Genomic DNA, 26,711 nt, shown 5'->3' on the forward strand with positions numbered 1-26,711 from the left:
AATCCTTCGAAGGATTCTGGCCGCCCGCAACTACGGTTCCGCTTCGATCCCCGACTGCGGCAGCAGCGTCGCGACCTTGTACAACAGACTTCGCGCCGCCTTCGCCTTCGGGTTGCCCTCCTGGCCCACATGACGCAGCCCCTCGACCAGCGCCTCCAGCTCGTCCGGCGTCAGCATCGTCGGCGGCAGTACCAGGGGCGAGCGCAGCATGTAGCCCAGTCCCCGTTCCCCCGTCACCGGCATGCCGCTGGCCGCCAGAATTTCCATGTCGCGCCAGATCGTCCGGGTCGAGACCCCGAGTCGCACGGCAAGCTCGGCCGCCGTGTGCAGCCGCCCATCGCGCAGCTCCTGGACGATGTCATACAGCCGGGCGTCGCGTTTCATCGGGATTCCGGGGCAGGGACCGGGGCCTTCCGGCCCCACTTACTGACAAAATACTGTCAGTTGACTGTATCCCGCAAGCCGGTTCGGGCTTGGAAGGCGCGGCGCGCTGGTCCTAATACGAGGTCAGACAGGAACTGCTGCCCCTGATGGGGCCTGAACCGGAGGGTAATTCCATGTTCAACAATATCGGTCTTCCCGGCCTTCTTCTGATCGCCGTCATCGTCCTCGTGTTGTTCGGCCGGGGCAAGGTCTCAAGCCTGATGGGCGAAGTGGGCAAGGGCATCACCGCCTTCAAGAAGGGCGTGAACGACGGTGCCAAGGAAATCGACGACGCCAAGGCCGCCGAAGCCAAGGACGTGACGCCCGCCGCCGAGAAGGACAAGGCCTGAGGCCTGATCTTCGGGGGACACAGACATGGATTTCAGCTGGTCCGAACTTCTTGTCGTCGGCATCGTCGCGCTGATCATCATCGGCCCGAAGGACCTGCCTGGCATGTTCCGCGAGCTTGGCCGCTTTACCGCCAAGATCCGTTCCATGGGGCGCGAGTTCAGCCGCGCGATGGAACAGGCCGCCAAGGAATCGGGCGTCAAGGACGTGGCCGATGACCTGAGGAAGGTCGCCTCGCCCAAGACGATGGGGCTGGATGCGGTCAAGTCGGCCGCCGACAAGTTCGAGAAGTGGGACCCGCTGAAGAACGCGGCCAAGCCCACCAAGCCGCTGACCCCCGCTCCGATGCCTGCAACACCGACCCCCGCCGCTGCGGCGACCGCTGTCCCGGCCGTCGAGACCATCGCTGCCCCTGCAGCCGCTTCCCCTACGGCTGCCGCTGCCCCCGGGCCTGCCACGGCGGCGCTTTACGAAAAGAAGGCCGCGCGCAAGGCGGTGCTGGACGAGGCCTCGGCCAAGCTGCGCGCCATTGCCGAGCCCGCAGCCGAGGTCCCCGCGCCAAAGTCCCCGGGGCGTCGGCGCAAGAAGGCCGAACCCACTGGCGGTGACGCAGCATGAGCAAGGAAGACACCATCGACGACAGCTCGGCCCCGCTGGTCGAGCATCTGATCGAACTGCGCAACCGGCTGATCTGGGCAGTCTCGGCCTTCATGATCGCGATGATCCTGTGCTTCGTCGTCGCCGAGCCAATTCTGAACTTCATGCTTGGCCCCATCGAACGGGCGATGCGCGAGCTTGGCGATCCGAACCCGGTGATGCAGTACACCGCGCCGCAGGAGTACTTCTTCACCCTGATCCACATTTCGGTCGTGGCGGGACTGATGGTCAGCTTTCCGGTCATCGCCTACCAGCTTTGGCGCTTTGTGGCCCCAGGCCTTTACCGCAGCGAAAAGCAGGCCTTCCTGCCGTTCCTGATCGCATCGCCCGTGCTGTTCCTAGTCGGCGCAGCCTTCGCGCACTATGTGGTCACGCCGATCGCGATGACCTTCTTCCTGGGCTTTGCTGACGCCTTTTCGGTGGTCACCGCCTTGATCCCCGGCCTTGCCGATGCGCCTGCCGGGGCCGCGATCGAGGCTACCGCACCCGCCGCCGACAGCGGCATCGACATCGTCTTCCAGGGCAAGGTGAACGAGACGTTGGACATCAGCCTCAAGCTGATCCTCGCCTTCGGACTTTGCTTCCAGCTGCCGGTTCTTCTGACCCTGATGGGCAAGGCGGGGCTGGCCACTTCGGCGGGCCTGGCGAACATGCGCCGCTATGCCATCGTCGTGATCCTGATCGTCGCGGCACTGGTCACGCCCCCCGATGTGATGAGCCAGCTGATCCTCTTTTTCGCGGTCTATCCGCTGTATGAGGTTTCGATCTTCCTGATCCACCGCATCGAGAAACGCCGCGAGGCCGACCTGCGCGCTGAGGGGCTGTGGGACGAGGACGAGGATGCGCCGTCGGATGGCGCCGAGCCAAAGGCATGACCGACCCCCTGGACCGCATCGCCGCAGCGCTGGAGCGGCTGGCCCCCGCGCCGATGCCCGCGCCCGACTTCACGCCTGAGGCCTTCGTCTGGCACACCAGCCCCGACCGGCTGGAGCCGGTGGCGCATGTCTCGCGCGTGGACCTGTCGCTGCTTGTGGGCGTCAACCGCTCGCGCGACACTCTGCTGGAGAACACCCGTCACTTTGCTGCCGGGCTGCCTGCGAACAACGCACTTCTCTGGGGGGCGCGGGGGATGGGGAAATCCTCTCTCGTCAAGGCTGTCCATGCCGCCGTCCGGGCGGAAGGCCATGACTTGAAGATCGTGGAACTGTCGCGCGAGGACCTGCCTTCTGTCCAGCGTCTGCTGACTCATCTGCGCGCGGCGCCGCACCGGTTCCTCCTCTTCTGCGATGACCTGTCGTTTTCCCACGACGACCAGCATTACAAGTCACTGAAGGCGGTCCTGGATGGTGGCATCGAGGGCCGGCCCGAAAACGTGCTGTTCTACGCGACCTCGAACCGCCGCCACCTGATGCCGCGCGACATGATCGAGAACGAACGCTCGACCGCAATCAACCCGTCCGAAGCGGTGGAGGAGAAGGTCTCGCTGTCCGACCGCTTTGGCCTCTGGCTTGGCTTCCACCCTTGCAGCCAGGACGACTACCTGGAGATGATCCGCGGCTATTGCGCGGCGCATGGGGTCAAGGTGCCCGACGACCGCCTGCACGCCGAAGCGATCGAATGGCAGGCGACGCGGGGCGGACGCTCGGGCCGGGTGGCATGGCAGTTCTTCTGCGATCTTGCCGCGCGCGAAGGCGTGCGCCTCCGCGCCTGACATGTGATCTTCACTTGCAGCGCTGCGCAACTGGCCTTAGCCCGGAAGAACCATGCTAACCGAAATCCTGGTCATCCTGGCCCTGATCGTCCTCAATGGCGTCCTTGCCATGTCCGAACTTGCCATCGTCAGCGCAAGGCCGGGCCGCCTGAAGTCGCTGGAAGGCAAAAGCCGGGGTGCCCGCATGGCGCTGCGGCTGGCCGAAAATCCCGGGCGGTTCCTGTCCACCGTGCAGATCGGCATCACTGCAGTCGGCGTCCTGTCCGGCGCCCTGTCCGGCGCGACGCTGGGCTTGCGGCTGCAGCAATGGCTGCAGGGGCAGGGGATGGACCCGGACTGGGCCTCGACCCTGGGAGTGGGCGGCGTCGTGGTCGCCATCACCTATGTCAGCCTGATCGTCGGCGAACTGGTCCCCAAGCAGTTGGCGCTGCGCGATGCCGAAGCCGTCGCGATCCGCGTGGCCCCCGCGATGACCTTCCTGTCGGTGATCGGCGCTCCGCTCGTGTGGTTCCTCGACCGCTCGGGGCGGGTCCTCCTTTGGCTTCTCGGCCAGCGCGGGGAAAGCGAGAACCGGGTGACCGAGGAGGAGGTCCACGTCCTTCTGGCCGAGGCACATGAAGGCGGCGTGCTGGAGACGGAAGAACGCGAGATGATTACCGGCGTCATGCGCCTGTCCGACCGCACCGCCCGCGCGCTGATGACCCCCCGGCACGAGGTCGAGATGCTGCCGCTGGACGCCACCGGGGCCGAGGCCGTCGCCGCCATCCGCAAGGTCGCGCGCCCCCGGATGCCCGTCGCCAATGCCGAGGGCGATGTCGTCGGCATCGTGCTTCTGTCCGACGCCTTCCAGGCGGTTTCCCGGCGTGAGACGCTGGACATCAAGGCCCTTGTGCGCGAGGTGCCCGTGGTGTCGGACCGGGCCGAGGCGCTGGATGTGCTGGAAATCCTGCAGAAAGCCGACCACCACCTTGCGCTGGTCTATGACGAATACGGCCATTTCGAAGGCATCATCACGACGACCGACGTGCTGGAGGCGATCACCGGCGCCATCGCCGCCAGCGACAGCGACGAACCGGCAATGGTCATGCGCGAGGACGGCAGCCACCTCGTCGCGGGCTGGATGCCGGTCGACGAATTCTGCGACCGGCTGGGCCTGCCGCGCGATCTTGCGGGCGAATACGACACCGTTGCGGGCCTCGTCCTGCACCAGCTGGGCCAGATCCCCGACCTCGGCGCGCATTTCACCGCCGAGGGCTACCGGTTCGAGGTGATCGACCTCGACGGCCGCCGCATCGACAAGGTGCTGGTGTCGCAGGTCGGCACCTGACCCCCACGTCGTCAAGCAGACCGGCCGGAGCCTCTGACGGCTCCGCGCCCCTTACTGCAGGTAGCCCACCGGGTCGAAGCTCTGCTTCGAGGTATTGCGCACCTCGAAATGGACAAAGGCCGGATCGCCGTTGGCCACCTTGCCGATCGCCTGTCCGCGCTTGACCTTGTCGCCCTTCTTCACCGCCATGTTCGCGACGCCCACATAGACCGTCAGCAGGTCGCCGGCGTGGCGGATGATGACAATGCCCTTGCCGGTCGTATCCGAGGAAATCACCGTCACCGTCCCGGCATCCGCCGCCACCACCGGGCTTCCCACCGCTGCGGCGATGTCGATGCCCTGGTTCTTCTTGGCGTCGTAGCCGCGGATGATCTTGCCCGCGACCGGCATCGCCATCTTGGACGGTGTCGACTTCTCCGCCCCAAGGTCGGGCGACGGCGGGGTCGCCTTGGGCTTCGTTCCGGTGGCTTCCGTCTTTTCGTCCGGCAAGGGCTTCTTGGCCGAGGGCGGCTCGGGCGTCGGGCTGCCTGCGCCCGGGGCGGTGGGGACAGGCTCCGGGTCCGGGGCAGGGGCCGTCGCGATGGGGATGATCAGGGTCTGGCCCTCGCGCACCGCCATGTCGGACCCAAGCTGGTTCCAGTCCGCCAGCGCCTTGGCCGAGACATTGTAGGTCCGCGCGATGGTGAAGGCGGTCTCGCCCCGCGCCACCCGGTGGGTCAGGGGCTGGCCGGAAATCGGCTTCGATGCGGTGGGCGAGGTGCCTGCCGCAGGTGCGGAAGGTCCGGCCGCGTCCAGCGCCGTCGTCGCGATCGAGGTGATGTCGACCGATCCGCCGCCCGAGGGCAGGGCCGACCCGCCGATCACTGCCGGTTGCGGGGACGCCGCCACCCGGTCGGGCAGCAAGAGCATCTCGCCTTCGCGCAAGGGGTCGGTCGCGCGCAGCGCATTCTCGCGGGCCAGCGCCTCGGGGCTGACGCCCAGACGGCCCGCCATGCTGGCCACAGTCTCGCCGCGTCTCGCGGTCGCCAACTGATAGTCGGGGTAGGAGATGATCCCGTTCGCGTCCGGCGTCGGTGCGGCCGCCGTCGCCTGCCGCGCGGCCTCCGACGTGTCGCCGCCGTTGTTGCGCAGGTCCCAGTCCAGCGACCCGGTGTCGATGCAGCCCGACAGGGCAAGCGCGCTGACGCCAAGCACGAAGCTGGTCCGAAGTCTTGCAGAAAGTGCCATCTGGTCCCGCCTGTTCATCCGCCGTCCGGTTTTTCCCCGGTTTTATGGCCCCGCAGTCTACTCGGAGCCCATCCCCTCTACCAGTGGAACAAAGCGCACTGGGCGGAGTTCCTCGTAATCAAACCCGCGTGAGGTGCGCGTGACCTTGATCAGCGCCTGCACCGCGTCGGACTGTCCGACCGGCACCACCATGATCCCGCCGGGCTTCAACTGCTCCAGAAGCGGCCCGGGCGGGTCCTCGGCGGCGGCGGTCACGATGATCCGGTCGAAGGGCGCCTGGTCCGGCAACCCGTGCGACCCGTCTGCCGTGAAGGCCGTGACGTTGGCCAGGTCCAGCTGCCGGAACAGCTCGGACGCCTCGCGCACCAGACGGCGATAGCGGTCCACGGTGTAGACCCGCCGTGCCAGCTGCGACAGGATCGCCGCCTGATAGCCCGATCCGGTCCCCACCTCCAGCACCGTGTCGCGCGGGTTAACGGCCAAGGCCTGCGTCATCAGGCCCACGACCGAAGGCTGGCTGATCGTCTGGCCACAGGCGATGGGCAGGGGCATGTCCTCATAGGCGCGGTCGGCAAAGACGTTGCGCACGAACAACCCGCGATCGATCTTCTCCATCGCGGTCAGGACCCGCGTGTCGGTCACGCCGCGCGACCGGAGAGAGAAAAGAAAGCGCATCTTGCGTTCGGCAAGCTCTTCGGAGGTGAGGTGTTCCTCCGGTCCTTCGGTCATGCGAGCCTGGCCTCAAGGTCGGCCAGAAGGTCATGCGCCGTCAGGTCCGCCCGCATCGGCGTGACCGAAATGAAACCGTCCAGGTTCACCGCAGCGTCCGTTCCCGGCAGGGTGGGGGTGTGCTGGTGGCCGCCCTTGATCCACAGGAACCTGCGCCCCGAGGGCGAGATATGCGGATCGACCGAAAAGGCCGTGTCGCGCCGGAACCCTTGGCTGGCAACCTTCGTGCCCTTGGTCGCGGCGGCAGGCAGCGGCGGGAAGTTGACGTTGTAGAAGACCCGGTAATCGTCCTGCGTCCAAAGGCCCTTGTCGATCAGCGCCCGCACGACGCCCGCGCCATGTACGCGCGCAGAGTCAAACGGATCGGCGAGCTTCGCGTTCTCCGGCCCGAAGAACTGGGACAGGGCAATCGCCGGGACCCCCTGCAACGCCGCCTCCATCGCGCCGCCGATGGTGCCAGAGTAGAGCACGTTCTCCGCCGCGTTGTTCCCCCGGTTGACGCCGGACAGCACGATGTCCGGCCTCGCGCCATCCAGCACGTCGTAGATCGCGGCCAGCACGCAGTCGGCCGGCGAGCCCTCGGCGGCAAAGCGGCGGGGCCCAAGCTCGGCGATCATCATCGGGTGGGTATAGCTGATGCAATGCCCGACGCCCGACTGCTCAAAAGCGGGGGCGACCGTCCAGACCTCGCCCTTCGGCCCGGCGATTTCCGTGGCGATCTGGGTCAGAACCTCCAGCCCGGGCGCGTTGATGCCGTCGTCATTGGTGATCAGGATGCGCATGGTCTGGGGGGTTCCTTCCGGCTTGCCCCTGATTAGACGAGCCCCGCGCCGCCTTCAAGGCAAAGGGCCGCTCGTCGTGCGACTTCGTCTTCTCCTCGCTTCGGCGCGGGACCCAAGCGAGGAGTAACGAAGTCCGCGGCGAGCGGCCCACGGCGCAGGGGGAAACGTGGTGAAGGCCACCTGAACGCGAACGACCAACCCCTTGATAGGATTGGCCGCATCAGCTGTGTCCCGCGTGGACGGATCAGGCGTCGCGTTGTGCGATCCAGTCGTGATCGGGGTCGTTCTTGAACCGCCACTTCCGGATCGGACCGGCCATCACGTTCAGATAGTACATCTCGTAGCCGTAAGGCGCCCCGCAGGGATGGTGCCCCTTCGGCACCAGCACGACATCGTGGGACTTGACCGCCATCGTCTGATCCAGCGACCCGTCCTCGGTATAGACCCGCTGGATGCCGAACCCCTGAGCCGGGTTCAGCCGGTGATAATAGGTCTCTTCCAGGTAGGTCATGTTCGGGAAGTCGTCCTCGTCATGCCGATGCGACGGATAGGACGACCAGTGCCCGGCGGGTGTGAAGACCTCGGTCACCAGCAGACTGTCCGCGACGTCCCGCCCCTCCATCGCGATGTTGTTGACGTAACGGGTGTTCGTCCCCTTGCCGCGCGGCGTCAGCTCGATGCCCTCCGGCCCCAGCCGTTGTGCGGGATAGTTCCCCTTGCCCGGAGCCGTGCAGACCCCGATGGTGCAGGGTGTCGTCGCGACAGCCTTCCACTGGCTGCGGTTCGGGACATACAGGCAATGCGGCGGGGTCTTCTCGAATACGTCCATCCGCGCGCCCATCTCGCCCCAGTCCTGCCCCGCCGCCTGAACCGTCGCCTTGCCCTCGACGATGACAAGGATCACCTCGCGGTCCCCTGTCATCTCCTCGGCCACATCGCCCGGTTCCAGCCGGTAAAGCGTGAAGCCGACATAGCCCCAGCCCGCGCTTTCGGCGGTGATCTCATGCACTTTGCCGCGGATGCCGGTCGGGTGGCGGAGGAGGTCGGGCATCGGGTTCCCCTTAAGGACGCGAATGGTCGATCTGAAGGCCAGCCTTGGCACAGACCTGCAGGATGTGTTCGTAGCCCAGCTTGGAATACTCATAGGGCGGGGCCTTGGCCGGGTCCTGCTCGGCCTCGACCACGATCCAGCCCGCGTAGTCCATGGCTTTCAGCTTGTCGGCCACCGCCTGGAAGTCGATGCAGCCGTCGCCCGGCACGGTGAAGGCCCCGGCGATCACGGCGTCCAGGAAGCTGCGGTTGTTCGCGCGCACATCCTTCACGACCTCGGGCCGGATGTCCTTGAAGTGGACGTGGTGCACCCGGTCCGCCCAGGTGTTAAGCACTCGCATCACGTCTGCCCCGCCAAACAGCAGGTGCCCGGTATCGAACAGAAGCTTCACGTCGGGCGTCGAGCCTTCCATCAGCGCGTTCACGTCGTCTTCGCTTTCGATGAACGACCCCATGTGGTGGTGGTAGGCCAAGGTCACGCCCTGGTCGGCCATCCACTTCGCCAGCTCCGACAGCTTCGCGCCATAGGCTCGCACGTCGGCGGCGGCGAATTTCGGACGGCTGTTCACCGGCTCCGCGATGTTGCCCTGCACGGTGTTGGAACATTCCGCATAGACGATGCAGGGGGCCTTCAGGGCCGCGAACTGCTCCACCTGCTGGCGCACCGCCTCGATTTCGGTCTTCACGTCGTTGATGAGGAGATTGCCGGAACACCAGCCGCCACAAAGGAAAAGTCCGTTCGCATTCAGGTAGGACCGCAACCCTTCGGTATCCGCAGGCATCCGGCGCCCGCGTTCGACGCCGGTATAGCCGATCTCCCGCGCCTCGCGCAGCGCCTGCTCCATCGTATAGGCGGCGGTCAGGTCCGGCAGGTCGTCGTTCTGCCACGAGATGGGAGAGATCCCGATCTTCACGCTCATTCTTCTGTCCTTCAGTTCACAAGCCATTGGGCGCGCGCGCCCGCTTCATGTTCCTTGCGGGCCTCGACCACTTCCTTGCGGGTCGAGACTTCGGGCACGCCGACTTCCCACCACGAACCACCCGCGCCGGTCCCCGGACCCGGATCGCTGTCGATCACGATCACCGTCGGAATGCTGCTGCCCTTGGCACTGGCCAGCGCAGCCTCAAGATCGGCGATCCCACCCGCCTTGACCACGTTCGCCCCCATTGACCCGGCATGGGCGACAAAGTCGATGTGGCTGGCGTTGACGTGATAGCTGTCATCGAGGAGGTTGTTGAACGCGGCACCCCCGGTGTGGGCCTGCAGGCGGTTGATGCAGCCAAAGCCGCGGTTGTCGGTCAGCACCACGGTGAAGGGCACGCCCATCATCACCGCCGTCGCAAGTTCCGAGTTCGCCATCATGTAGGACCCGTCGCCCACCATGCAGATCACCTCGCGGTCGGGGCACGCCATCTTGATCCCCAGCGCGCCCGCGATCTCGTACCCCATGGTCGAGAAACCGTATTCCATGTGATAGCCGCCCTCGGACCCGCGCCAGAGCGTGTGCAGGACGCCCGGCATCGAGCCCGCAGCCCCCATCACGATGGTCTGTGGCGTGGCGCTGCGGTTCACCGCCGCCACGACCTGCGCGTCGCTTGGCAACTGGTTGCCGTTCGGCGCTGCACAAAGGGCATCCGTTGTCTTGAACCAGGCGTCCCGCGCCGCGAAATCCGGGTCGGCAAAGCGGTGCTTGCCAAGGCCCGCCGACAGCTTCTCCAGCGCGACCTTAGCGTCGGCCACCAGCGCCTGCGCCCCGCGCTTGGTTGCGTCATGCGGCTGCACGTTGACCGACAGGATCTTGCGCCCCTGCCGCTTGAAGATCGTCCAGCTGCCGGTGGTGAAATCCTGCAGCCGCGTGCCGACGGCCAGCACCAGATCGGCTTCCGCTGCCAGCTTGTTGCCGCAGTCCGACCCGGTCACGCCCGGCGTGCCGAAGTTCAGCTTCTCCTCCCAACCCACAGCACCCTTGCCGGCCTGGGTTTCCACCAGCGGGATGTTGTGGCTGCGGGCGAAGTCCAGCAGCGTCGCCTCGGCACCCGAATACAGGACGCCCCCGCCCGCGACGATCAGCGGGTTCTTCGCGGCCTTCAGCGCCGCGACGGCGGCCTCCAGCTCGCGCTGATCGGGTTCCGGGCGACGGATGTGCCAGACCTTCGGCGTGAAGAATTCCACAGGGTAATCATAGGCTTCGGCCTGGGTGTCCTGGCAGAAGGCCAGGCAGACCGGACCGCAGGTCGCGGGGTCGGTCATCACCTGCAGGGCGCGGGGCAGGGCGGTCAGCACATGCTCGGGCCGCGAGATCCGGTCGAAGTAGCGGACCACGGGGCGGAAACAGTCGTTGGCGCTGACGATGGCGTCGCCGAAATTCTCGATCTGCTGGAGTACCGGGTCCGGCGCGCGGCTGGCGAAGACATCGCCCGGGATCATCAGGACCGGAATGCGGTTCACATGCGCCAGCGCCGCAGCGGTCACCAGGTTCGTCGCCCCCGGCCCGATCGAGGTCGTCACCGCCATCGCCTTGCGGCGCTTCATCGCCTTGGCATAGGCAATCGCAGTATGCGCCATGGTCTGTTCGTTATGCCCCCGCCAGGTCGGGATCGCGTCGCGATGGGCGTGGAGCGCCTCGCCCAAGCCCGCGACGTTGCCATGGCCGAAGATCGCCCAGACCCCTTCGATGAAGCGGCTGCCGTCCTCGGCCTGTTGCAGGGACAGCCAGCGGACAAGGGCTTGTGCGGCGGTAAGGCGGATCGTGGTCATTTCTTCCCCTCCTGGCGTGCGGCATCCCAGGTGCGGGACAGGCGCGCATAACGGTCTGACATCTGGGCAACGGCTTCGGCGTCGGTCATCTGGCCCTTGAACCAGGCCCGCGCGGCATCGCCAAAGATCGTGCGGCCGATGGCGAAGCCTTTCACCAAGGGCTGCTGCGCCGCAAGGGCCAACGAGGCCGCAAGGTCCTCTTCCTTGGCATCGAGGCCCAGTACCACGACGCCGCGCACATGCGGGTCGTTCTTGGTGATGGCAGCGCAGGCGTTGTCCCAGGCTTTCGCGGTCGCAAAGGGTTCCAGCTTCCACCAGTCGGGATAGACGCCCAGGTCGTAGAAGCGCTGGATCACCTGCGCGCTGGTGTCGTCATTCACCGGGCCGACCTTCGACGGGATGATCTCCAAGAGCATCTCCAGCCGGTTGCGGCGGCAGGCGTGGAACAGGCGGCGGACGGTGTCTTCCTGCGCGGCCTTGGTCTCGGCATCGTCGTCGGGGTGATAGAAGCACAGGACCTTGACCACATGCTCCAGCGGCCATTCCTGCAGGCCGCCGAAATCCGGGCCAAGCTCCGGCTCCAGCGTCAGGGGGCGCGAGCCGGGCCATTCCACCGGGCGGCCGATCCAAAGGCCGGTGCCTGCCGCCTGGAACAGTGCATCGCGGCCGAGGCGGCTGTCGCAGAGGATGCCGTAGCCGGGTTGCCCGTTGGCGACCTTGAGCGCCGCTTGCAGGCACAGTTGCTTGAACGCGCCGATCTTTTCGGGTGTGGCACCCTCCATCTGCTCGAGCTGCATCCGATGGTCGAAGGCGAAGACGCGCATCGTGGACCAGTCGCGGTGGCGGTTGGTCGCCCAGTGAACCTGTTCCAGCGTCGCATCCTTGCGCAGGGCCTTTTCCACGACGCCCCGTTTCAGGAAGAACTGCAGTTCCTCCCAGGACGGATAGGCCGGGGTGCAGCCGTGGCGGCTGACTGCGAAGGCGCCACAGGCATTGGCGTACTTGAGTGCCACTGGCCAAGACTCGCCGTCCAGCCAGCCTTTCAGAAGGCCCGACATGAACCCGTCCCCCGCGCCAAGGACGTTGAAGACCTCGATCGGGAAGCCCGGGCCACTTTCGCCGTTGTCCAGCGAGGCCGGGACCGCGCCCGTGAAGGCAACCGCGCCCATCGGACCGCGCTTGCAGACGAGCGTCGCCTTCGACACCGCCCGCACGGCGCGGAGGGCGGCGATGGTGTCGGTGGTGCCGCCGGCAATGTGGAATTCCTCTTCCGTCCCTACGATCAGGTCGAAGTAGTGCAGCGTCGATTGCAGCTTGGCGGTGACCTTGGCGGATTCGATGAACCGGCTTTCCCCGTCGCCATGCCCGGCCAGACCCCAAAGGTTCGGGCGGTAGTCGATGTCCAGCGCGGTCTGCAGCCCGTGCTTCCGCGCCAGCGTCAGCGCCTTCAGGACAGCGGCCTCGGTCCGGGGATGGGAAAGATGCGTGCCGGTGGCGACAACGGAACGGGCCTCGCTGATGAAGCCTTCGTCGATGTCGTCTTCGCACAGCGCCATGTCGGCGCAGTTTTCGCGGTAGAAGATCAGCGGGAACTGCTTGTCGTCGCGGATGCCCAGCAGGACCAGCGCCGTCAGCCTTTCAGGGTCGGTCTTGACCCCGCGCACGTCGACGCCTTCCTTCGCAAGCTCCTCGCGGATGAAGCGGCCCATGTGTTCGTTGCCGACCCGGGTGATCAGGGCCGAGCGCAGCCCCAGCCGCGCGGTCCCGGCGGCCATGTTGGTGGGCGAGCCACCGATGTATTTCTGGAACGACCCCATATCCTCCAACCGCCCGCCGACCTGCGCGCCGTAAAGGTCGACCGAGGAGCGGCCGATGGTGATGACGTCGAGGGGCTTGTGGGACATGGGGGATGCTCCGACCGGGGGCCGAGTCGGCCCTTGCGGTAGAACGTTTATTCCAAAAATCCGAGTCGGGGAAGCGCTAAGTTTCGCGGCGGGCCGCCACAGCTACAGCCAGCGAAAGGGCAAGGGCGATGGCCGCCGACAACGACCGGAAGGCACCGAAGTCGATCTCGGTCACGGTCAGCACGCAATCGGCCATTCCGGCCAACCGGGTCGCGGGCGGGTCCGTCAGCAGGATCACGGGCAGGCCGCGGTCCCGCGCGTCGGTGGCGAGCGCCAGCGTCTCATCGGAATAGGGTGCGAAGGTGATCGCGATCAGCGCATCCCCGGGCCGCAACGCAGAGCGTTGGCCCAGGCCCGCCACCCCGTCATGCAGCAGGGCAGGGACGCCAAGCTTGTCAAAGACATAGCTCAGGTAGCTGGCCACCGGGAACGACCGCCGGAAGCCTGCCAGATGGATGGTGCGCGCCCGGGACAAGAGCGTAACCGCTTGATCCAGCGCGGTTTCGTCCAGGTCCCGCGCCAGGGCCTCCATGGATTGCCGCCCGGCTTCGACAAATTCGGCCACCAGCGTCGACGGGTGACCGGCACCCCCTGCCTTCAGATTGGCAAGCCGGGTGGCATAGTCCGGCGCCGACCGGGACAGCGCCTCGCGGAACAGGCGCTGCATCTCGGCGTAGCCAGAGAACCCCATGATCTGGCAGAACCGCATCATCGCCGAAGGCGGCACGCCCGCCCCCTGCGCCACCTGGGCCACGGTGGACAGCGCAATCGTGTCCATATGCTGCGCAATATGGTCGGCGCATTGCTGCAGACGGCGCGGCAACTGGCCGTCCAGGTCCGTCAGCCGGTCCCGAAACGCGTCAATCGTCTGCGGCGCATCGCGCGGGGTTTGGGCCGGATCATCGGTCGGTAGGACGGGCGGCATGGCGGGTCTCGACTGCTCTGCCGGGGCAGCATAGCACATGGAACGTTCGTTCCAAGTGCTCATTCCGCCGTTCCGTCGCGCCGACGCCGACCCGAAAGGAACAGGCCCCGGACCTTTCGGACCGGGGCCTGCGAGGCTGAGGAGATGGCCTGAGCCTACTGGCTCATCTTGTTGAACTCGGCCAGGCCGGTTGCCAGAATGTCGTACCATTCGCCGGATTCGCGCATCTCGGTGATGCCGCGGTTCAGCATGGCGATGTAGACCCGACCGCGCGGATTGCTCTTCGAAGTCAGGAAGTGGTACGAGATGAAGGTCGTCAGCGCCGGGTTGGTGACGATCTTGTCAGACGCATCCAGCTCCTGGAAGTTCGACACCGAGGTTTCGGTCTCGATCGAGTAGACGTCCACTTCGCCTTTCAGCAGCAGTTCGGCGCAATCCAGCGGGTTCTTCGGCTGGACATATTCCACCACCGGCGGGGTCAGGCCCTGCACTTCAAGGTCGCCCAGCGGCCAGGCTTCCGGCCGGCAGATGCGCGCGCCGGTGTAGTCCGAGAACGACCGGGCTTCGGCGTACTTGCTGTCGGGCAGCGTGTTGAAGGTATAGGCCGCCTCGTAGATCGGCAGCGAGAAGTCGAAGTCGGTGCACATCCGGGCCGAGAATTCGCCCAGCATGTCCAGCTTGGAGCAGTCCGGCGATTCCCATGCGATCGAGATGTCGAAGGCGCCCGAGGGCAGCAGCACGTCGATGTGCGACATCCAGTCGTCGACGTAGGACACTTCGTAGCCGCGGTCGTTGCCGCCACGCTGCATCGCGGTCGCCGCCATGCGGACGAAGATGCCGCCGCCGGTCAGCGATTCATCGGTGAAGGGCGCCCAGTTGTTCGAGGTAACGAACTTCAGCGGCGGCTCGTAGACGTTCGACGTCCTGGTGTTGGCTTCCTGCTTCTGCGTTTCCGCCTCGATGACCGAGCTCAGCTCCTGGTCGGGGGTCAGACGACCGTCCTCGCAAGGCAGGATCAGCTGCAGGCCAGCCGGCAGGCTGTTCGGGTTCGCGGCCAGCGCATCGCGGTTGGCGTTGAAGATCATCTGGTAGTCGAAAGTGCCATAGGCGGCCTGGGCGATCGAGCCCAGGGTGTCACCGTCCTTGACGGTGTAAGTGGTGCAGGCTTCCTGTGCAGACGCGATGACGGGCAACGAAATCATCGCAGCCGCGAGGAAAGGAAGCCGGTGCAGGTGCGAGGCGGTTCTCATGACTGGGGTTCCTTCTTGAGGCCGTTAGTGAGGGTCATTATTTGCAGCAACCGAAACAATACACGGGATAAAACACCATATGGTTGCATAGATGGCGCGAATAAGGCGAATGAGTGATCATTGTCTGTGCGATCCATGGCGCGATCACGAAGACCGAACCGGCGCGCATCCATGCCACAGACTGCCGGTTCGGCCATCATGCTCAGTCCTGCTTGCGCTGCTGCGACAGCGCGGTCGAGACGATGTCGTACCACTCGCCCGACTGGTACATCTCGATCAGCCCGGCATCGAGCTGGCCGATCATCGCCACTGCCTTGGGGTTGGACTTGTGCGCGATCACATGCAGGCTCACGATGGTCGACAGGTGCGGGTTCGACGCGACCGTCGAAATCAGGCCAAGCTTGGCCACCATCGCATCACCCACCTCGGCATCGACTGACACCAGGTCGACCTCACCGGCGGCTAGCGCGCGGAAGCAATCCTCGGCATCCTCGGCCCGGACCAGCGTGATGGTCGGGGCGGTCAGCCCGGCTGCGTCCAGCACGCCCGTCGTATAGCCCTCGGGCCGGCAGATCCGCTTGTCTGCAAAGCCGCTGGCGCTGATCACGTCCAGAAGGCCGCTGTCGCGCTTGGCAAAGAAGCCGTCGACGATTTCGAAGAACGGGGCCGAGAAAGCAAAGTCGGTGCAGCGCGCCTGGTCGCCGGGCGACAGCATGCTGCCTTCGCAATTCGGGCGGACCCAGGGGAAGCTGAGGTCATAGGCGCCCGACGGCAGCAGCGCGTCGATGTGGGCCTGCCAGTCGTTGACGAAGCTGATGTTGTAAGCGATGCCCGGGTCGGCCCGGAACGTGGCCATTTCCACCAGCTGGGTCATCATCCCGCCGCCCGGCAGCGTTTCGTCGGCGAAGGGCGCATAGCCGTTGCCGGTGACCATGGTGATGGGTTTCTCTGCCGGGGCCGCGGGCTGCGCCTCGATGGCGGCCGTCTCGGTCGTCGCGGCGACCGGAGTGACGGTTTCCGGTGCAGGTTCGGCTTCGGGGGCGACGGCTGCGGTTTCGGTCTGCGGATCGCAGGGCAGGGTAAGCGTCACGCCAATCTCGATCAGATCGGCCTTTTCGCCGATCTTGGCGACGTTGGCTTCGTAGATCAGGCGATAGAGGTCAGCGTCACCATAGGCGGCGCGGGCGATATAGCGCAGGTTGTCCCCTGCAACCACTGTATAGTCCGAACAGGCTTCCTGTGCCTGGGCCATTGCACCCGACAGAAGCAAGGCGGTGCTGCCAAGAAGAAATCTGCGCGCGAATGTCATTGTCCTTGCTCCTTTTTCAAGCCGCCATGCCCTGGCCGCCCTTGGCGACTTGCCCGGGCCTGCCACAGCGGCCGTTTTTGCCTGTTTCGTTTCATCTGTCCGCAACCCGCGTTCTAGTCGCGCGCCGCGGGTGTGCCGCAGCCGGTGCCCTGCTGGGCGGATCGGACCACGGCGTGGTCAAGTGCGCGGATCAGCGGGTCCAGCATGCCCGGTGCGGGCGCGGGCCGCAGGGCTGTCTGTCCCGGCGACGTGACGACCGGCTGCGGTCCAAGCTGTTCCTGACCATGGGCCATGACCTGCCACTCCGCCGCCGACATCCTCAGGGGTTCCCCGACAGCACAAGCTGCATCGTTGCGACGTCGACCTTCTTGTCGCGCACGATCGAAAACTCGCTTTGCGTCGCGTTGGACTTCACCAGTTCGCCCAGGATGGATTCCAGCGAGGTCGGGCCGTCCAGCGGGATGCCCGTGGCCTTGTCGCGGAACAGCACGTCACCCTGCCGCAGCGAGGTCATCGCGGGCTTGGCAACGCCCGTCACCACGCTTTGCCAGGTGCCATCCACGGTTTCGGTCCGCACCCGCACGCCATTCGACAGGTTGACCAGACGCACGGCCTCGACCGTCAGAAGCCCGGTCTTCCGATCGCCGTCCGAGCCGGTGTACTCGGCCACGACGCGGGCCCGGCCGTCCGGGTCGACCTGCATGGCGTTCAGGATGCCCGTGGTCAGCGCCGATGCCGTGGGGGTCGGACGTCCGTTGATCGAGTGGATGACGACGCCCTGCCGCAGCCAGCTGCCTGCAGTTTGCGGGTCAAAGTTCGGCGACAGGCGCACGACCATCGCCGCCGACTTGCCATTGATCAGTCGGTCATCCGCCGCGAAGGGAAGCTCGGCATCCCAGGCGGCAAAGTCCACCTGCGAGGCCGCCGGGGTGCCGGTCGCCGCTGCCGGTTCGGGGGTCGCAGCCGCGACTTCGGTCTCTGCGGGTGCGGGGTCTGCCGCAGCCTCGACGGCGGGTTCGGCTGCCGGTTCGACCGTTGCCGCAGCGACTTCCGGCTCGGCAGCGGGTTCCGGATCAACCGCAGCCGGGGCGGGTTCGGCGACCACAGCGGTTTCCGTCTTGGTCTCGGGCGCAGTCGTCGGCGCAGGCTCTGGCTCCGCCGGGGCAGCGGTCGCGGTCTCGACCGCAGGCGCGGTGGTCGCTGCGGTCGTTCCGCTCTCAACCTTCGTGCCGGACTCCGCGCTTGCTGTGGCCGAGGCGGGAGCGCTTTCGCTCGCTGCTTGCGGGGCCTCCGGGCTGCCGCCAAGGAACATGTAGCCCCCCGCCGCCACGGCCAGTGCCACCACGCCGGCGATGATCGGCATCGGGCTCTTGCCCTTCGGCGCATCGCCAGTCGGTGCCGCCGATGCGGCGGTTGTGGTCACCCGAGACGGCCGGACGACCGGGGCGGGTGCAGCGACCTTCTCTTCCGTGCGCCGGAAGTCGGTCACCAGCGCCTTGACGGCGTCATCGGTGCCGGGCGCGGGCTCGGCCAGGGTCACCGGCGCCGAAGCGAACATCGCCAGCCATTCCTTCGCCGACTGCAGGCGCTGCTTCGGCAGCGTGCTCATCGCACTGTCGATGGCTTCCAGGAAGCCCGCCGGATAGCCGGCAAACCGGCCCGTCAGCGGCAGATAGGGGTCGGCCCGGTCTTCGGCCAGCGCCGCCAGACGGGCCTGCCCGTTGACCGGAGCCTCGCCCGAGATGACGTGATACAGCGTGGCGCCCAGGGCATAAAGGTCGCTCCACGGGCCTTGCTCGGACCCGGCGATGTAGAATTCCTGCGGCGAGTAGCCATCCTTGACCACCCGCAGCGCCGACATCGCGCGGTTCGACTGGCTGGCCTTTTCGCGGGCCGCGCCAAAGTCGATCAGGATCGGCTCGCCCTTCTTGTCGATCAGCACGTTGTCCGGCGAGATGTCGCGGTGCAGCATGTCGTGGTCGTGGATGAAGCCGACCGCCTTCAAGAGCTTGACGGTGATCTCGACGATATGCTCCTGGCTCAGCGGCGCACCCTCGCCGTCGATGATCTGCTGCAGGTCAAGCCCGTCGATAAAGTCGATCGCCATGTAGGCGGTGCCGTTGTCCTCGAACACCTGGTGCACGGCGACGATGTTCGGATGCACGATCTTGGCCAGGTTCCGCGCTTCGCGCACGAACAGCTGGACGACAGACCGCAGTTCGGCGGTGTGGGCACGCGAGCGGGCGGCGACCATGACCTTCGACCGGCGGCAGACCGAGGAGGGGAAGCACTCCTTGATGACCACATCGCGGTCGAGGCTGTCCTTGGCCAGATAGGTGATGCCGAACCCGCCCGAGTTGATATAGCGGGTGATCGTGTACTGACCCTTCAGCAGCTTGGCGCCAGGCTGCAATTCATCGATCAGGTCATCGACCTCATCAACCACGGGTTCCACCGCCTTCTGCTGCGCCATCGCGTTCATCCTTCAAGCAAAGGTGCGGTGAACTCCGGCGCTTTCGACCAATCCAAGGCATCTAATTCCCCCAGACGGCCCCCTGCGCAGGGACAATCGTCCACACAAACGCACCAATTCACTGCATCTGTGATGGTTGTGGAACGGGGCGAAAATGGGGCGATCAGGAGGAGTTTTGAAGGATGGGTCGCCTCAACCCTGGCGCGAACTGGCCTGATCGTGCTGCATAGCGGTTATTCCGCCTTTGAAACGGGCATCGGTTGTTTCTGAACCGGAACGAATCTGGCAAGCACGTCCGGTCACCGGCCCACCTTGGCGATTCGCGGCCCTAGCCGTGCCGCCGCCGCGCTGTCGCGGGCCGCCCTGGCAGCGTCACCCGGGCGTCGTTGCGCTGGCGCTCGGCCACCACTTTGCCTTTCGACACGACCGCCAGCCGGTCAGGCCGCAGCCGCAACGCCTCGGTCGGGGTGCCTGCGTCCAGCACCACCAGACTGGCCACGCAGCCCGGGCGCAGCCCATAGTCCGTCAGCCCCATGATCTGCGCGTTGGTCTCGGTGACCATGGTGAAGCACCGCGCCATTTCCGCCGGATGGGTCATCTGCGCGACATGCAGGCCCATGAAGGCCACGTCCAGCATGTCCGCCGTGCCCAAGCTGTACCAGGGGTCCAGCACGCAGTCCTGCCCCCAGCCGACCGGGATGCCCATCGCCTGCATCTCCTTCACCCGCGTCAGGCCACGCCGCTTTGGGTAAGTGTCGTGGCGGCCCTGCAGGGTGATGTTGATCAGGGGGTTCGGGATCGCCGTCATGCCTGACTCGGCGATCAGTGGCAGTAGTTTCGAGACATAATAGTTGTCCATCGAATGCATCGAGGTCAGGTGACTGCCCGCCGCCCGACCGCCCAGGCCATGCCGCGTCACTTCGCGCGCCATGGTTTCCACATGGCGGGACATCGGGTCGTCCGTCTCGTCACAATGGACGTCCCACATCAACCCGCGTTCCGCCGCGATGCGGCCAAGGTCGCGCAGGGATTCCGCCCCTTCCTCCATTGTCCGCTCGAAATGCGGGATGCCGCCCACGACATCGACACCCATGTCCAGCGCCCGCAGCACGTTCTGCCGCCCGGTCTTGGTGCGATAAAGCCCGTCCTGCGGGAAGGCCACCAGCTGCAGGTCCAGGTAGGGGGCAACCCGCCGCTTGACCTCCAGCATCGCCTCCACCCCGCGCAGGTGGTCGGGCGTGGTGTCGACATGGGTGCGGATCGCCAGAAGGCCCATCGACACCGCCCAGTCGCAGTAGGTGACCGCCCGCTCGACCATCTCCTCCACCGTCGCAATCTCGCGGAGTTCTCCCCAAAGGCTGATGCCTTCCAGCAGCGTCCCGGAGGCATTCACCCGCGGCAGGCCATAGCTTAGCGTCGCGTCCATGTGGAAATGCGGATCGACGAAGGGCGGGGACACCAGGTCACCGCCAGCGTCGATCACCTTTGCGGCCTCTGCGTCCAGCTTCCCAACCGCCGCGATCCGGTCGCCGGCAATCCCGATATCGGCCACCGTCCCGTCGGGCAGAGTCCCGCCCTTGACCAGAAGATCGAACATTCAGCGTTCCCCCTTGTTGTAGGGCACCATCAGCGCCGCCGGGACTTCAGCACGCCGGGACATCAGGATCAGCGCCAGGATCGACAGGATGAAGGGCAGGGCAAGGAACAGTTGATAGGGCAAGACTGCCCCCAGTTCCGTCTGCTGCAGGCGGATTTGCAGCGCATCAAAGGCCGCGAACAGGATCGCGCCCAGGACCGCCTTGCCCGGTTTCCACGCCCCGAAGACAACCAGCGCCACGCAGATCCAGCCCCGCCCGTTCACCATCTCGAAGAAGAAGCTTGAGAAAGCCGACAGCGTCAGGAACGCCCCCCCGACTGCCATCAACCCAGACCCCACCATCACCGCCCCAATCCGCAGGCCGGTCACCGACAGCCCCTGCGCCTCGACCGCCGCCGGGTTCTCGCCCACCGCGCGCACCGCCAAACCCAGCGGCGTGCGGTAAAGCGTGAAGGCCACCAGCCCCGCTACCGCAAAGGCCGCCCAGGTCAGCGCCGTCTGCGAAAACAACGCCTCACCCAGCCAGGGCAGGTCGCTGAGAACAGGGATATCAAGCGGCTGGAACGGCTCGATCTTCGGCGGGCTGGTGACCTCGGGCAGCATCAGCCGGTAGGCGAAGGACGCGGAGGCGGTGGCAAACAGCGTCACCCCCAGCCCCACCACATGCTGCGACAACCCGAAGGGCACGGTCAGCGTCGAATGAAGAAGCCCGAACAGCATCCCCGCCGCCATCGCCACCGCGACCCCGCCCCACAGCGGCATCCCCTGATAGACGGCCATCCAGCCGGTGAAGGCACCGATGACCATGATCCCCTCGATCCCCAGGTTCAGCACGCCCGCCCGTTCGCAGATCAGCTCGCCCATCGTCGCCAGGATCAGCGGCGAGGCGATGCGGATCACCGCAGCCCAAAAGCTGGCCGAAATCAGGATGTCGACGATTTCGCTCATCCCCGCACCACGCGGACGCGTGTCAGCAGGATCGCCAGCACCATGAACAGAAGGGCCGTCGCCATCAGCATGTCGGCGATATAGGTCGGCACCCCGGCAGCCCGGCTCATCGCGCCCGACCCCACGAAGATCCCCGCGACGAAGATCGCCGTCACGACCACCCCCAGCGGATGCAGCAGCGCCAGCATCGCGACGATGATCCCGGTGTAGCCGAACCCGGGCGACAGGTCCGACGACAGATGCCCCTTCAGACCCGCCACCTCCGACCACCCGGCCAGCGCCGCCAACCCGCCCGACAGCAAAGCGGTCTTTACCAGCACCGCATTGACAGGCATCCCCGCGAACCGAGCCGCTTCCGGGTTCTGGCCCACGGCCCGGATCTCGAACCCCAGGGTCGTGCGGGTCTGGATCACCCAGACAATAACCGCCGCAAGGATCGCCAGCGCAAAGCCCCAGTGCAGCCGCAGCCCTTCGACGATCCGGGGCAGCCGCGCCTCGGGGATCAGGGCAGGGGACTTGGGCCAGCCCATTCCCAGCGGGTCCTTCATCGGGCCTTCCAGCAGGTAGCTGACAAAGAGAAGCATGATGAAGTTCAGCAGCAAGGTCGTTACGACCTCATCCACCCCCAGCCGCGTCTTCAACAGCACCGGCCCCAGCAGCAGCACCGCCCCCGCCAACATTGCGGCCAGCGCCGAGACGGGCAGCACCAGAGGGCTTCCCAAGGCGCCTGTCCCCAACACGACGGCCACGATCGCCCCCGCATAAAGCTGCGCCTCGGCCCCGATGTTCCACAGCTTCGCGCGGAACGCGACCGCCACGGCCAGCCCGGTAAAGATCAGCGGTGTCGCGCGGTTCAGCGTCTCCAGCACCGCCAGCTTCGACCCCAGCGCCCCGGTTGCGATCTGGCCCAGCACCGCAAAGGGGTTCGCCCCGGCCACCAGCGCCAGAGCCATCGCCACCCCCAGCGTGGCGACCAGCGCCAGCGCGGGCAGGCCCAGCCTGCGGGCCGCGGACGGGTTGGCGATGGGCTCAAGCCGCATGGGCGCCCTCGAACTTCTGCCCCGCCATCCACAGGCCCAGTTCTGCCGCCGTCATCGTCCCGCGCGCGAAGCCCGGAGATAGCCGCCCTTGAGACATCACATGAATGATATCCGACAAGCCCATGATTTCATCCAGGTCTTCGGAAATCAGAAGAACCGCAGCCCCCCGGTCCCGCGCAGCGATCAGCTGGGATTGCACATAGGCAATCGCCCCCACATCCAGCCCCCGCACCGGCTGGTTCGCCAGGATGATGTCCGGCCCCACAGCCATCGCGCGCCCAAGGATCAGCTTCTGCATGTTCCCGCCCGACAAGAGCCTGATCCGCGTCGAAGGTCCCGGGCAGCGCACGTCGTAGCCCTTGATGATCCCTTCCGCAAAGGCCCGTGCCGCCCGCCAGTTCATCCAGCCGCGCCGGGAGAATCGCGTGCGATATCCTTCCAGCACCGCATTCTCGGTCAGGTCGAAATCGGCGATGCTGCCCTGATGGTGCCGGTCTTCCGGGATGCGTGCGACGCCCCGCGCCAATGCCTCGCCCGGCGTCCAGACCTTAGGCTCTTGCCCATGCAGCGACAGTCGCCCCTCGGCCGGTCGGGCCAGGCCACCGACAATCTCGGCCAGCGCTGCCTGCCCGTTGCCCGAAACGCCCGCGAGGCCCGTGATCTGCCCCGCGCGCAACTCCAGCGTCACCATCTTCAACCCAGGAGAGGCCCCCCGGTTCGGGGTCGAGACCCCGGCAATCCGCATCAGCACCGCCCCAGCGGCGCGCGCCTCGGCCCGGGGCAGGGACAGCTCGCCCCCGACCATCAGCGCCGCCAGCGCTGCCTTGTCGGTCGCATGGGTATCGACCTCGCCCACCACGCGCCCGTGCCGCAAGACCACGCAGCGGTCGGCAATCGCCATCACCTCGTGCAGCTTGTGGCTGATGAAGATCACCGACAGCCCCAAACCCGTCGCCTTGCGCAAGGTCGCGAACAGCGCCTCGGATTCCTGCGGCGTCAGCACCGCCGTCGGTTCATCCAGGATCAGGACGCGCGCATCGCGGTAGAGCGCCTTCAGGATCTCGACCCGTTGCCGTTCGCCCACCGAAAGACGGCCCACCTTGGCATCGGGATGCACCGCCAGCCCAAAGTCGCGCGACAGCCGTTCCACCTTCTCCCGCGCGCCAGCGTCCGAGCGTGACCAGAGCCCCTCGGTCCCCAGCCGGATGTTGTCCAGCACCGTCAGGTTCCCGGCCAGCGTGAAATGCTGGTGGACCATCCCCACCCCGGCGGCCAGCGCCGCACGGGGATTGCCAGGGGGCAGGGGCTGACCGAAGACCTCCACCGACCCCTCATCGGCCACATAGTGACCGAAAAGGATGTTCATCAGTGTCGTCTTCCCCGCGCCGTTTTCTCCAAGCAATGCAACGACTTCCCCGCGCCGCAGGGTCAGGCTGACTCCATCGTTCGCGGTCAGCGCGCCAAACCGCTTGGTGATGCGGTCGAGGCGGAGGACAACCTCCGCCCCCTTTTCCCCGGTCACGACGACTTCGGCTCGTTGTCGTCGATGGTCACGGTAAAGCTGCCATCCTTGATCGCGGCTTCCTTCTCGGCCACCAGCGCCATCACCTCGGCCGGGACCTTGCCCTCGAAGGTGCCAAGCGGCGCCAGCGAGCAGCCGCCCGCGTTCATGAAAGAATAGACCCCGTAGTTGTCGGCCGTGAACGTCCCGGCCTGGATCGCCGCCACGGCTGCATTCAGCGTGGGTTCAAAGTGCCACAGCGCCGAGGTGACGACCGTCTCCGGGTAGTCCGCTTGCGTGTCGATCACGTTGCCGATCGCCAGCACCCCGCGTTCCTTGGCCGCATCCGACACGCCAAAGCGTTCGGCATACATCAGGTCCGCCCCGCCATCGATCATCGCGAAGGCGGTTTCCTTGGCCTTCGGCGGATCGAACCAGGACCCGATGAACGAAACCTGGAACTTGGCATCCGCCTTCACCTCGCGCACACCCGCCATGAAGGCGTTCATCAGCCGGTTGACCTCGGGGATCGGGAAGCCGCCGACCATGCCGATGTTGCCCGCCGTCATGCCCCCCGCGACGATGCCGGACAGATAGGCCGCGTCCTGGATGTAGTTGTCGAAGACCGCAAGGTTCGGGTTCGCGGCCGCATCCGGCATGAAGCTCGACCCCAGCAGGAAGGCGACGTCCGGGTATTCTGCACAGACCTCGCGCGCCTCGGCCTCAGCCCCGAAGATCTCGCCCACGATCAGCTTGACGCCCGCCTCGCAGTATTCGCGCATCACGCGGGGGTAGTCGGTGTTCGCCACGTTCTCGGTGTAGGTGTAATCCACCGTCCCCGCCGCTTTCAGCGCCTCGGCGGCGATGTGGATGCGGCTGACCCACTGCTGTTCCACCGGCACCGTGTAGATGCCCGCCATCTTGATCGGCTCCTGCGCCAGCGCCACGCCCGGCAGGTTCGCGGCAACCGTCGCCGCCGCCCCACCCAGAAGCAGCCCGCGCCGCGATACCGTAAAGGTTCCTGAGGTCATCTGATTGCCATCCCTGTTGTTGATTATCGCTGGTAATTTTTACCAAGAGGTAAAACTCTTTCCCGATTCGTTACAAGCGACAGTTTGCTTCGGTCAACCTGCGCGAAGGGGGCGTTCCCCGCGCAACGGAAACTGCCGAAACCTTCGGCAGATCATTGGCTTGTCGCCGAAATTGAATGCACTGCCTGAACTGCTGATCCAGCGGGTTTTCGCAGGCAGGGCATCGACGAACCGCCCTTGCCTGTGGCAGGGTCGCCGCCAAGGAGAGCGCCCATGTCCACCCCCTTCGCCGGCCCGCAGATCCCCAGCCTCGTCCAGCACATCCTGGACCGGATCGACCTGGGCCAGCTGAACCCCGGCGATCTTCTGGACGAGGCGGAACTCAGCGAAACCCACGGCGTCTCGCGCACCCCAGTGCGTGAGGCGATTCTTTATCTCGAAGCGCTGGGCCTCGTCCGCCGCCTGCCGCGCAAGGGGGCGGCGATCTTCCGTCCCACCCTCGAAGAGTTCCTCGCGATCCTCGAAGTCCATGCGAAACTGGAAGGCCAGGCTGCAGGCCTTGCCGCCCGCCGTCTGTCGCGACAGGGGGCCGAGGACCTTGAGGCCGCCGTCCGCGCCTGCGAGGCGAAGGCAGCGCAAAGCCCCAGCGACGACCCCGACGGCTATTATCAGCTGAACCTGCGCTTTCATGCCTGCGTGGCGATTGCCTCGGGCAACGGCGTTCTTCTGGAAAGCCTGAAAACCAATGCCCGCCGCCTGCTCGCCTACTACCGCGCGCGCTACCGCTTTCAGGGGGCGATCCCGAAATCCGCCGCCGAACACCGCGCCATCGCGCGCCTGATCACGGATCGGGATTCGGCGGGGGCCGAGGCGATGATGCAATCCCATGTCCAGTTCGACCAGGTCACCGCGATGGACCTGCTGGCCGCCCTGTCCTGACCCAAGTCCAAAATTTTTCGTCGAAGAATTTTAGACTTGCGGCCTCGGGCCTTCGAAAAACCGCGCGATCCATTCGGCAAAGCGCTGCCCTTCCGTGTCAAGCGCGAGTGAGGCCTTAGCAGCCGCCCCAACCTCTGCCGGAAACTTCGGCGCAAATTCCTCAACAAGCGCCGCCAGAAACTCCGGCGTCATCTCCGGGTGATACTGCGTGGCAAAGATCGCGCTTCCGATCCGGTAGCACGCCGCCGGGCACCCCGGCGTCTGTCCCACCACCTCCGCCCCCGGTGGCAGCACCGTCACCTGCTCGCCATGCGCCGCCGCCAGCCGAAAGCTGCCGACAGGCTCCATCCACGGGGCAGGGGAGACCACCTCCGTCTCCGCCGTCCCAAGAACGAACGGCCCCGGATTCGGCCCGACGGTGCCCCCCAGCGCCATGGCAATCGCCTGATGCCCGAAGCAGGCCCCCGCCAACGGCTTGCCCGCCGCATGGGCCTCCCGGATCACCGCGAACAGCCGCTCGATCCAGGCGTCCTCGTCATGGACCGACGACGGGCTGCCCCCGATCAGGAAGCCGTCAACCCCTTGCACATCTTCAGGAAACTCTCCCTTCGGCAGGTCGAAGGCAGTGATTTTCCACCCCGGCCGCACCCCGTGCATCAGCGCCCGGAACTTCTCGACATCCCGCGGATGCTTCGCCGCAAACGCGCTGTCGTCCGTGTTCGTTGCCAGCACCGCGATATGCATGAGATTTCCCTTTACATATTTAACATGTTCATCATTAT

The 26,711-nt window shown here is 66.1% G+C and carries 25 protein-coding genes; 6 read left to right on the forward strand and 19 right to left on the reverse strand.

Going from position 1 to position 26,711, the window contains the following annotated elements; all coding sequences use genetic code 11:
• Window positions 1–30: 30 nt before the first annotated feature.
• Window positions 31–384 (reverse strand): YafY family protein, encoded by a 354-nt coding sequence (locus E8M84_RS19385; RefSeq protein ID WP_137112896.1) that lies wholly within the window; start codon window positions 382–384, stop codon window positions 31–33.
• Between the two features lie 173 nt (window positions 385–557).
• Between E8M84_RS19385 and E8M84_RS19390 the strand changes: the two genes are divergently transcribed.
• The 5 genes from E8M84_RS19390 to E8M84_RS19410 are packed head-to-tail and all read left to right on the forward strand — an operon-like array spanning window position 558 to window position 4,466.
• Window positions 558–773: a twin-arginine translocase TatA/TatE family subunit gene (locus tag E8M84_RS19390; protein WP_137112897.1), complete on the forward strand. Its 216-nt coding sequence runs from the start codon at window positions 558–560 to the stop codon at window positions 771–773.
• Between the two features lie 25 nt (window positions 774–798).
• Window positions 799–1,389, forward strand: a complete 591-nt coding sequence (tatB, locus tag E8M84_RS19395) for a Sec-independent protein translocase protein TatB (protein WP_137112898.1) — start codon at window positions 799–801, stop codon at window positions 1,387–1,389.
• Window positions 1,386–2,303 (forward strand): twin-arginine translocase subunit TatC, encoded by a 918-nt coding sequence (locus E8M84_RS19400; RefSeq protein ID WP_137112899.1) that lies wholly within the window; start codon window positions 1,386–1,388, stop codon window positions 2,301–2,303. Before tatB ends, E8M84_RS19400 begins: the two co-directional genes overlap by 4 nt.
• Complete coding sequence (locus E8M84_RS19405; protein ID WP_137112900.1) at window positions 2,300–3,139, forward strand: ATP-binding protein; 840 nt, start codon at window positions 2,300–2,302, stop codon at window positions 3,137–3,139. Before E8M84_RS19400 ends, E8M84_RS19405 begins: the two co-directional genes overlap by 4 nt.
• A 52-nt stretch (window positions 3,140–3,191) precedes the next feature.
• Window positions 3,192–4,466, forward strand: a complete 1,275-nt coding sequence (locus tag E8M84_RS19410; protein WP_137112901.1) for a hemolysin family protein — start codon at window positions 3,192–3,194, stop codon at window positions 4,464–4,466.
• 51 nt (window positions 4,467–4,517) lie between these two features.
• On the opposite strand, the gene E8M84_RS19415 is transcribed toward E8M84_RS19410, so the two are convergent.
• The 17 genes from E8M84_RS19415 to E8M84_RS19495 form a co-directional block, all read right to left on the reverse strand.
• Complete coding sequence (locus E8M84_RS19415) at window positions 4,518–5,693, reverse strand: M23 family metallopeptidase (RefSeq protein WP_137112902.1); 1,176 nt, start codon at window positions 5,691–5,693, stop codon at window positions 4,518–4,520.
• Between the two features lie 57 nt (window positions 5,694–5,750).
• Window positions 5,751–6,422, reverse strand: a complete 672-nt coding sequence (locus tag E8M84_RS19420; RefSeq protein ID WP_137112903.1) for a protein-L-isoaspartate(D-aspartate) O-methyltransferase — start codon at window positions 6,420–6,422, stop codon at window positions 5,751–5,753.
• Window positions 6,419–7,204, reverse strand: coding sequence for a 5'/3'-nucleotidase SurE (surE, locus tag E8M84_RS19425; RefSeq protein ID WP_137112904.1), 786 nt, complete (start codon window positions 7,202–7,204; stop codon window positions 6,419–6,421). Before surE ends, E8M84_RS19420 begins: the two co-directional genes overlap by 4 nt.
• Before the next feature lie 244 nt (window positions 7,205–7,448).
• Window positions 7,449–8,255 carry a 5-deoxy-glucuronate isomerase gene (iolB, locus tag E8M84_RS19430; RefSeq protein ID WP_137112905.1) on the reverse strand — a complete coding sequence of 269 codons (807 nt, stop codon included), beginning with the start codon at window positions 8,253–8,255 and terminating at the stop codon, window positions 7,449–7,451.
• A gap of 10 nt (window positions 8,256–8,265) precedes the next feature.
• Window positions 8,266–9,174, reverse strand: coding sequence for a myo-inosose-2 dehydratase (gene iolE, locus E8M84_RS19435; RefSeq protein ID WP_137112906.1), 909 nt, complete (start codon window positions 9,172–9,174; stop codon window positions 8,266–8,268).
• Between the two features lie 11 nt (window positions 9,175–9,185).
• Window positions 9,186–11,012 (reverse strand): 3D-(3,5/4)-trihydroxycyclohexane-1,2-dione acylhydrolase (decyclizing), encoded by a 1,827-nt coding sequence (gene iolD / locus E8M84_RS19440; RefSeq protein WP_137112907.1) that lies wholly within the window; start codon window positions 11,010–11,012, stop codon window positions 9,186–9,188.
• Window positions 11,009–12,916 (reverse strand): 5-dehydro-2-deoxygluconokinase, encoded by a 1,908-nt coding sequence (gene iolC / locus E8M84_RS19445; RefSeq protein WP_137112908.1) that lies wholly within the window; start codon window positions 12,914–12,916, stop codon window positions 11,009–11,011. Before iolC ends, iolD begins: the two co-directional genes overlap by 4 nt.
• 76 nt (window positions 12,917–12,992) lie before the next feature.
• Window positions 12,993–13,904: a MurR/RpiR family transcriptional regulator gene (locus tag E8M84_RS19450; protein ID WP_240790456.1), complete on the reverse strand. Its 912-nt coding sequence runs from the start codon at window positions 13,902–13,904 to the stop codon at window positions 12,993–12,995.
• 92 nt (window positions 13,905–13,996) lie between these two features.
• Entirely contained in the window at window positions 13,997–15,091 is a 1,095-nt protein-coding gene (locus E8M84_RS19455) for a LysM peptidoglycan-binding domain-containing protein (protein ID WP_137112909.1), read from the reverse strand.
• A 202-nt stretch (window positions 15,092–15,293) separates the two neighbouring features.
• Window positions 15,294–16,400: a transporter substrate-binding domain-containing protein gene (locus tag E8M84_RS19460; protein WP_137112910.1), complete on the reverse strand. Its 1,107-nt coding sequence runs from the start codon at window positions 16,398–16,400 to the stop codon at window positions 15,294–15,296.
• 113 nt (window positions 16,401–16,513) lie between these two features.
• The gene (locus tag E8M84_RS19465) at window positions 16,514–16,717 is read right to left on the reverse strand and encodes a hypothetical protein (protein WP_170972008.1); all 204 of its coding nucleotides are present in this window, start codon (window positions 16,715–16,717) and stop codon (window positions 16,514–16,516) included.
• Between the two features lie 2 nt (window positions 16,718–16,719).
• The gene (locus E8M84_RS19470; RefSeq protein WP_170972009.1) at window positions 16,720–18,873 is read right to left on the reverse strand and encodes a serine/threonine-protein kinase; all 2,154 of its coding nucleotides are present in this window, start codon (window positions 18,871–18,873) and stop codon (window positions 16,720–16,722) included.
• Between the two features lie 328 nt (window positions 18,874–19,201).
• Window positions 19,202–20,470, reverse strand: a complete 1,269-nt coding sequence (locus E8M84_RS19475; RefSeq protein WP_137112913.1) for an amidohydrolase family protein — start codon at window positions 20,468–20,470, stop codon at window positions 19,202–19,204.
• A complete protein-coding gene (locus tag E8M84_RS19480; RefSeq protein ID WP_137112914.1) occupies window positions 20,471–21,418 on the reverse strand; it encodes an ABC transporter permease in 948 nt (315 codons plus the stop codon).
• Window positions 21,415–22,458, reverse strand: coding sequence for an ABC transporter permease (locus tag E8M84_RS19485; protein WP_137112915.1), 1,044 nt, complete (start codon window positions 22,456–22,458; stop codon window positions 21,415–21,417). Before E8M84_RS19485 ends, E8M84_RS19480 begins: the two co-directional genes overlap by 4 nt.
• A complete protein-coding gene (locus E8M84_RS19490) occupies window positions 22,448–23,980 on the reverse strand; it encodes an ABC transporter ATP-binding protein (protein ID WP_137112916.1) in 1,533 nt (510 codons plus the stop codon). The genes E8M84_RS19485 and E8M84_RS19490 overlap by 11 nt, the downstream gene beginning before the upstream one ends.
• Entirely contained in the window at window positions 23,977–24,990 is a 1,014-nt protein-coding gene (locus tag E8M84_RS19495; RefSeq protein WP_137112917.1) for a BMP family protein, read from the reverse strand. Before E8M84_RS19495 ends, E8M84_RS19490 begins: the two co-directional genes overlap by 4 nt.
• Window positions 24,991–25,263: 273 nt before the next feature.
• Between E8M84_RS19495 and E8M84_RS19500 the strand changes: the two genes are divergently transcribed.
• Window positions 25,264–25,929, forward strand: a complete 666-nt coding sequence (locus E8M84_RS19500; RefSeq protein ID WP_137112918.1) for a GntR family transcriptional regulator — start codon at window positions 25,264–25,266, stop codon at window positions 25,927–25,929.
• A gap of 30 nt (window positions 25,930–25,959) precedes the next feature.
• Here E8M84_RS19500 and E8M84_RS19505 read toward each other — a convergent pair whose 3' ends face one another.
• A complete protein-coding gene (locus E8M84_RS19505) occupies window positions 25,960–26,673 on the reverse strand; it encodes a type 1 glutamine amidotransferase (protein WP_240790457.1) in 714 nt (237 codons plus the stop codon).
• Between the last annotated feature and the right edge of the window lie 38 nt (window positions 26,674–26,711).

Source organism: Rhodobacter sp. SY28-1, from assembly GCF_005222785.1.
GTDB lineage: Bacteria > Pseudomonadota > Alphaproteobacteria > Rhodobacterales > Rhodobacteraceae > Tabrizicola.

Bases quoted from the DNA above. Each gene is read 5' to 3' on its own strand.
- E8M84_RS19475 (WP_137112913.1), bottom strand. From the start codon at position 20,470: ATGTTCGATCTTCTGGTCAAGGGCGGGACTCTGCCCGACGGGACGGTG.
- E8M84_RS19400 (WP_137112899.1), top strand. From the start codon at position 1,386: ATGAGCAAGGAAGACACCATCGACGACAGCTCGGCCCCGCTGGTCGAG.
- iolC (WP_137112908.1), bottom strand. From the start codon at position 12,916: ATGTCCCACAAGCCCCTCGACGTCATCACCATCGGCCGCTCCTCGGTC.
- E8M84_RS19495 (WP_137112917.1), bottom strand. From the start codon at position 24,990: ATGACCTCAGGAACCTTTACGGTATCGCGGCGCGGGCTGCTTCTGGGT.
- E8M84_RS19505 (WP_240790457.1), bottom strand. From the start codon at position 26,673: ATGCATATCGCGGTGCTGGCAACGAACACGGACGACAGCGCGTTTGCG.
- E8M84_RS19390 (WP_137112897.1), top strand. From the start codon at position 558: ATGTTCAACAATATCGGTCTTCCCGGCCTTCTTCTGATCGCCGTCATC.
- E8M84_RS19410 (WP_137112901.1), top strand. From the start codon at position 3,192: ATGCTAACCGAAATCCTGGTCATCCTGGCCCTGATCGTCCTCAATGGC.
- E8M84_RS19405 (WP_137112900.1), top strand. From the start codon at position 2,300: ATGACCGACCCCCTGGACCGCATCGCCGCAGCGCTGGAGCGGCTGGCC.
- surE (WP_137112904.1), bottom strand. From the start codon at position 7,204: ATGCGCATCCTGATCACCAATGACGACGGCATCAACGCGCCCGGGCTG.
- iolD (WP_137112907.1), bottom strand. From the start codon at position 11,012: ATGACCACGATCCGCCTTACCGCCGCACAAGCCCTTGTCCGCTGGCTG.
- E8M84_RS19480 (WP_137112914.1), bottom strand. From the start codon at position 21,418: ATGAGCGAAATCGTCGACATCCTGATTTCGGCCAGCTTTTGGGCTGCG.
- E8M84_RS19450 (WP_240790456.1), bottom strand. From the start codon at position 13,904: ATGAGCACTTGGAACGAACGTTCCATGTGCTATGCTGCCCCGGCAGAG.
- E8M84_RS19415 (WP_137112902.1), bottom strand. From the start codon at position 5,693: ATGGCACTTTCTGCAAGACTTCGGACCAGCTTCGTGCTTGGCGTCAGC.
- iolE (WP_137112906.1), bottom strand. From the start codon at position 9,174: ATGAGCGTGAAGATCGGGATCTCTCCCATCTCGTGGCAGAACGACGAC.
- E8M84_RS19460 (WP_137112910.1), bottom strand. From the start codon at position 16,400: ATGACATTCGCGCGCAGATTTCTTCTTGGCAGCACCGCCTTGCTTCTG.
- E8M84_RS19455 (WP_137112909.1), bottom strand. From the start codon at position 15,091: ATGAGAACCGCCTCGCACCTGCACCGGCTTCCTTTCCTCGCGGCTGCG.
- E8M84_RS19385 (WP_137112896.1), bottom strand. From the start codon at position 384: ATGAAACGCGACGCCCGGCTGTATGACATCGTCCAGGAGCTGCGCGAT.
- E8M84_RS19485 (WP_137112915.1), bottom strand. From the start codon at position 22,458: ATGCGGCTTGAGCCCATCGCCAACCCGTCCGCGGCCCGCAGGCTGGGC.
- E8M84_RS19500 (WP_137112918.1), top strand. From the start codon at position 25,264: ATGTCCACCCCCTTCGCCGGCCCGCAGATCCCCAGCCTCGTCCAGCAC.
- E8M84_RS19470 (WP_170972009.1), bottom strand. From the start codon at position 18,873: ATGGCGCAGCAGAAGGCGGTGGAACCCGTGGTTGATGAGGTCGATGAC.
- tatB (WP_137112898.1), top strand. From the start codon at position 799: ATGGATTTCAGCTGGTCCGAACTTCTTGTCGTCGGCATCGTCGCGCTG.
- E8M84_RS19420 (WP_137112903.1), bottom strand. From the start codon at position 6,422: ATGACCGAAGGACCGGAGGAACACCTCACCTCCGAAGAGCTTGCCGAA.
- E8M84_RS19465 (WP_170972008.1), bottom strand. From the start codon at position 16,717: ATGTCGGCGGCGGAGTGGCAGGTCATGGCCCATGGTCAGGAACAGCTT.
- iolB (WP_137112905.1), bottom strand. From the start codon at position 8,255: ATGCCCGACCTCCTCCGCCACCCGACCGGCATCCGCGGCAAAGTGCAT.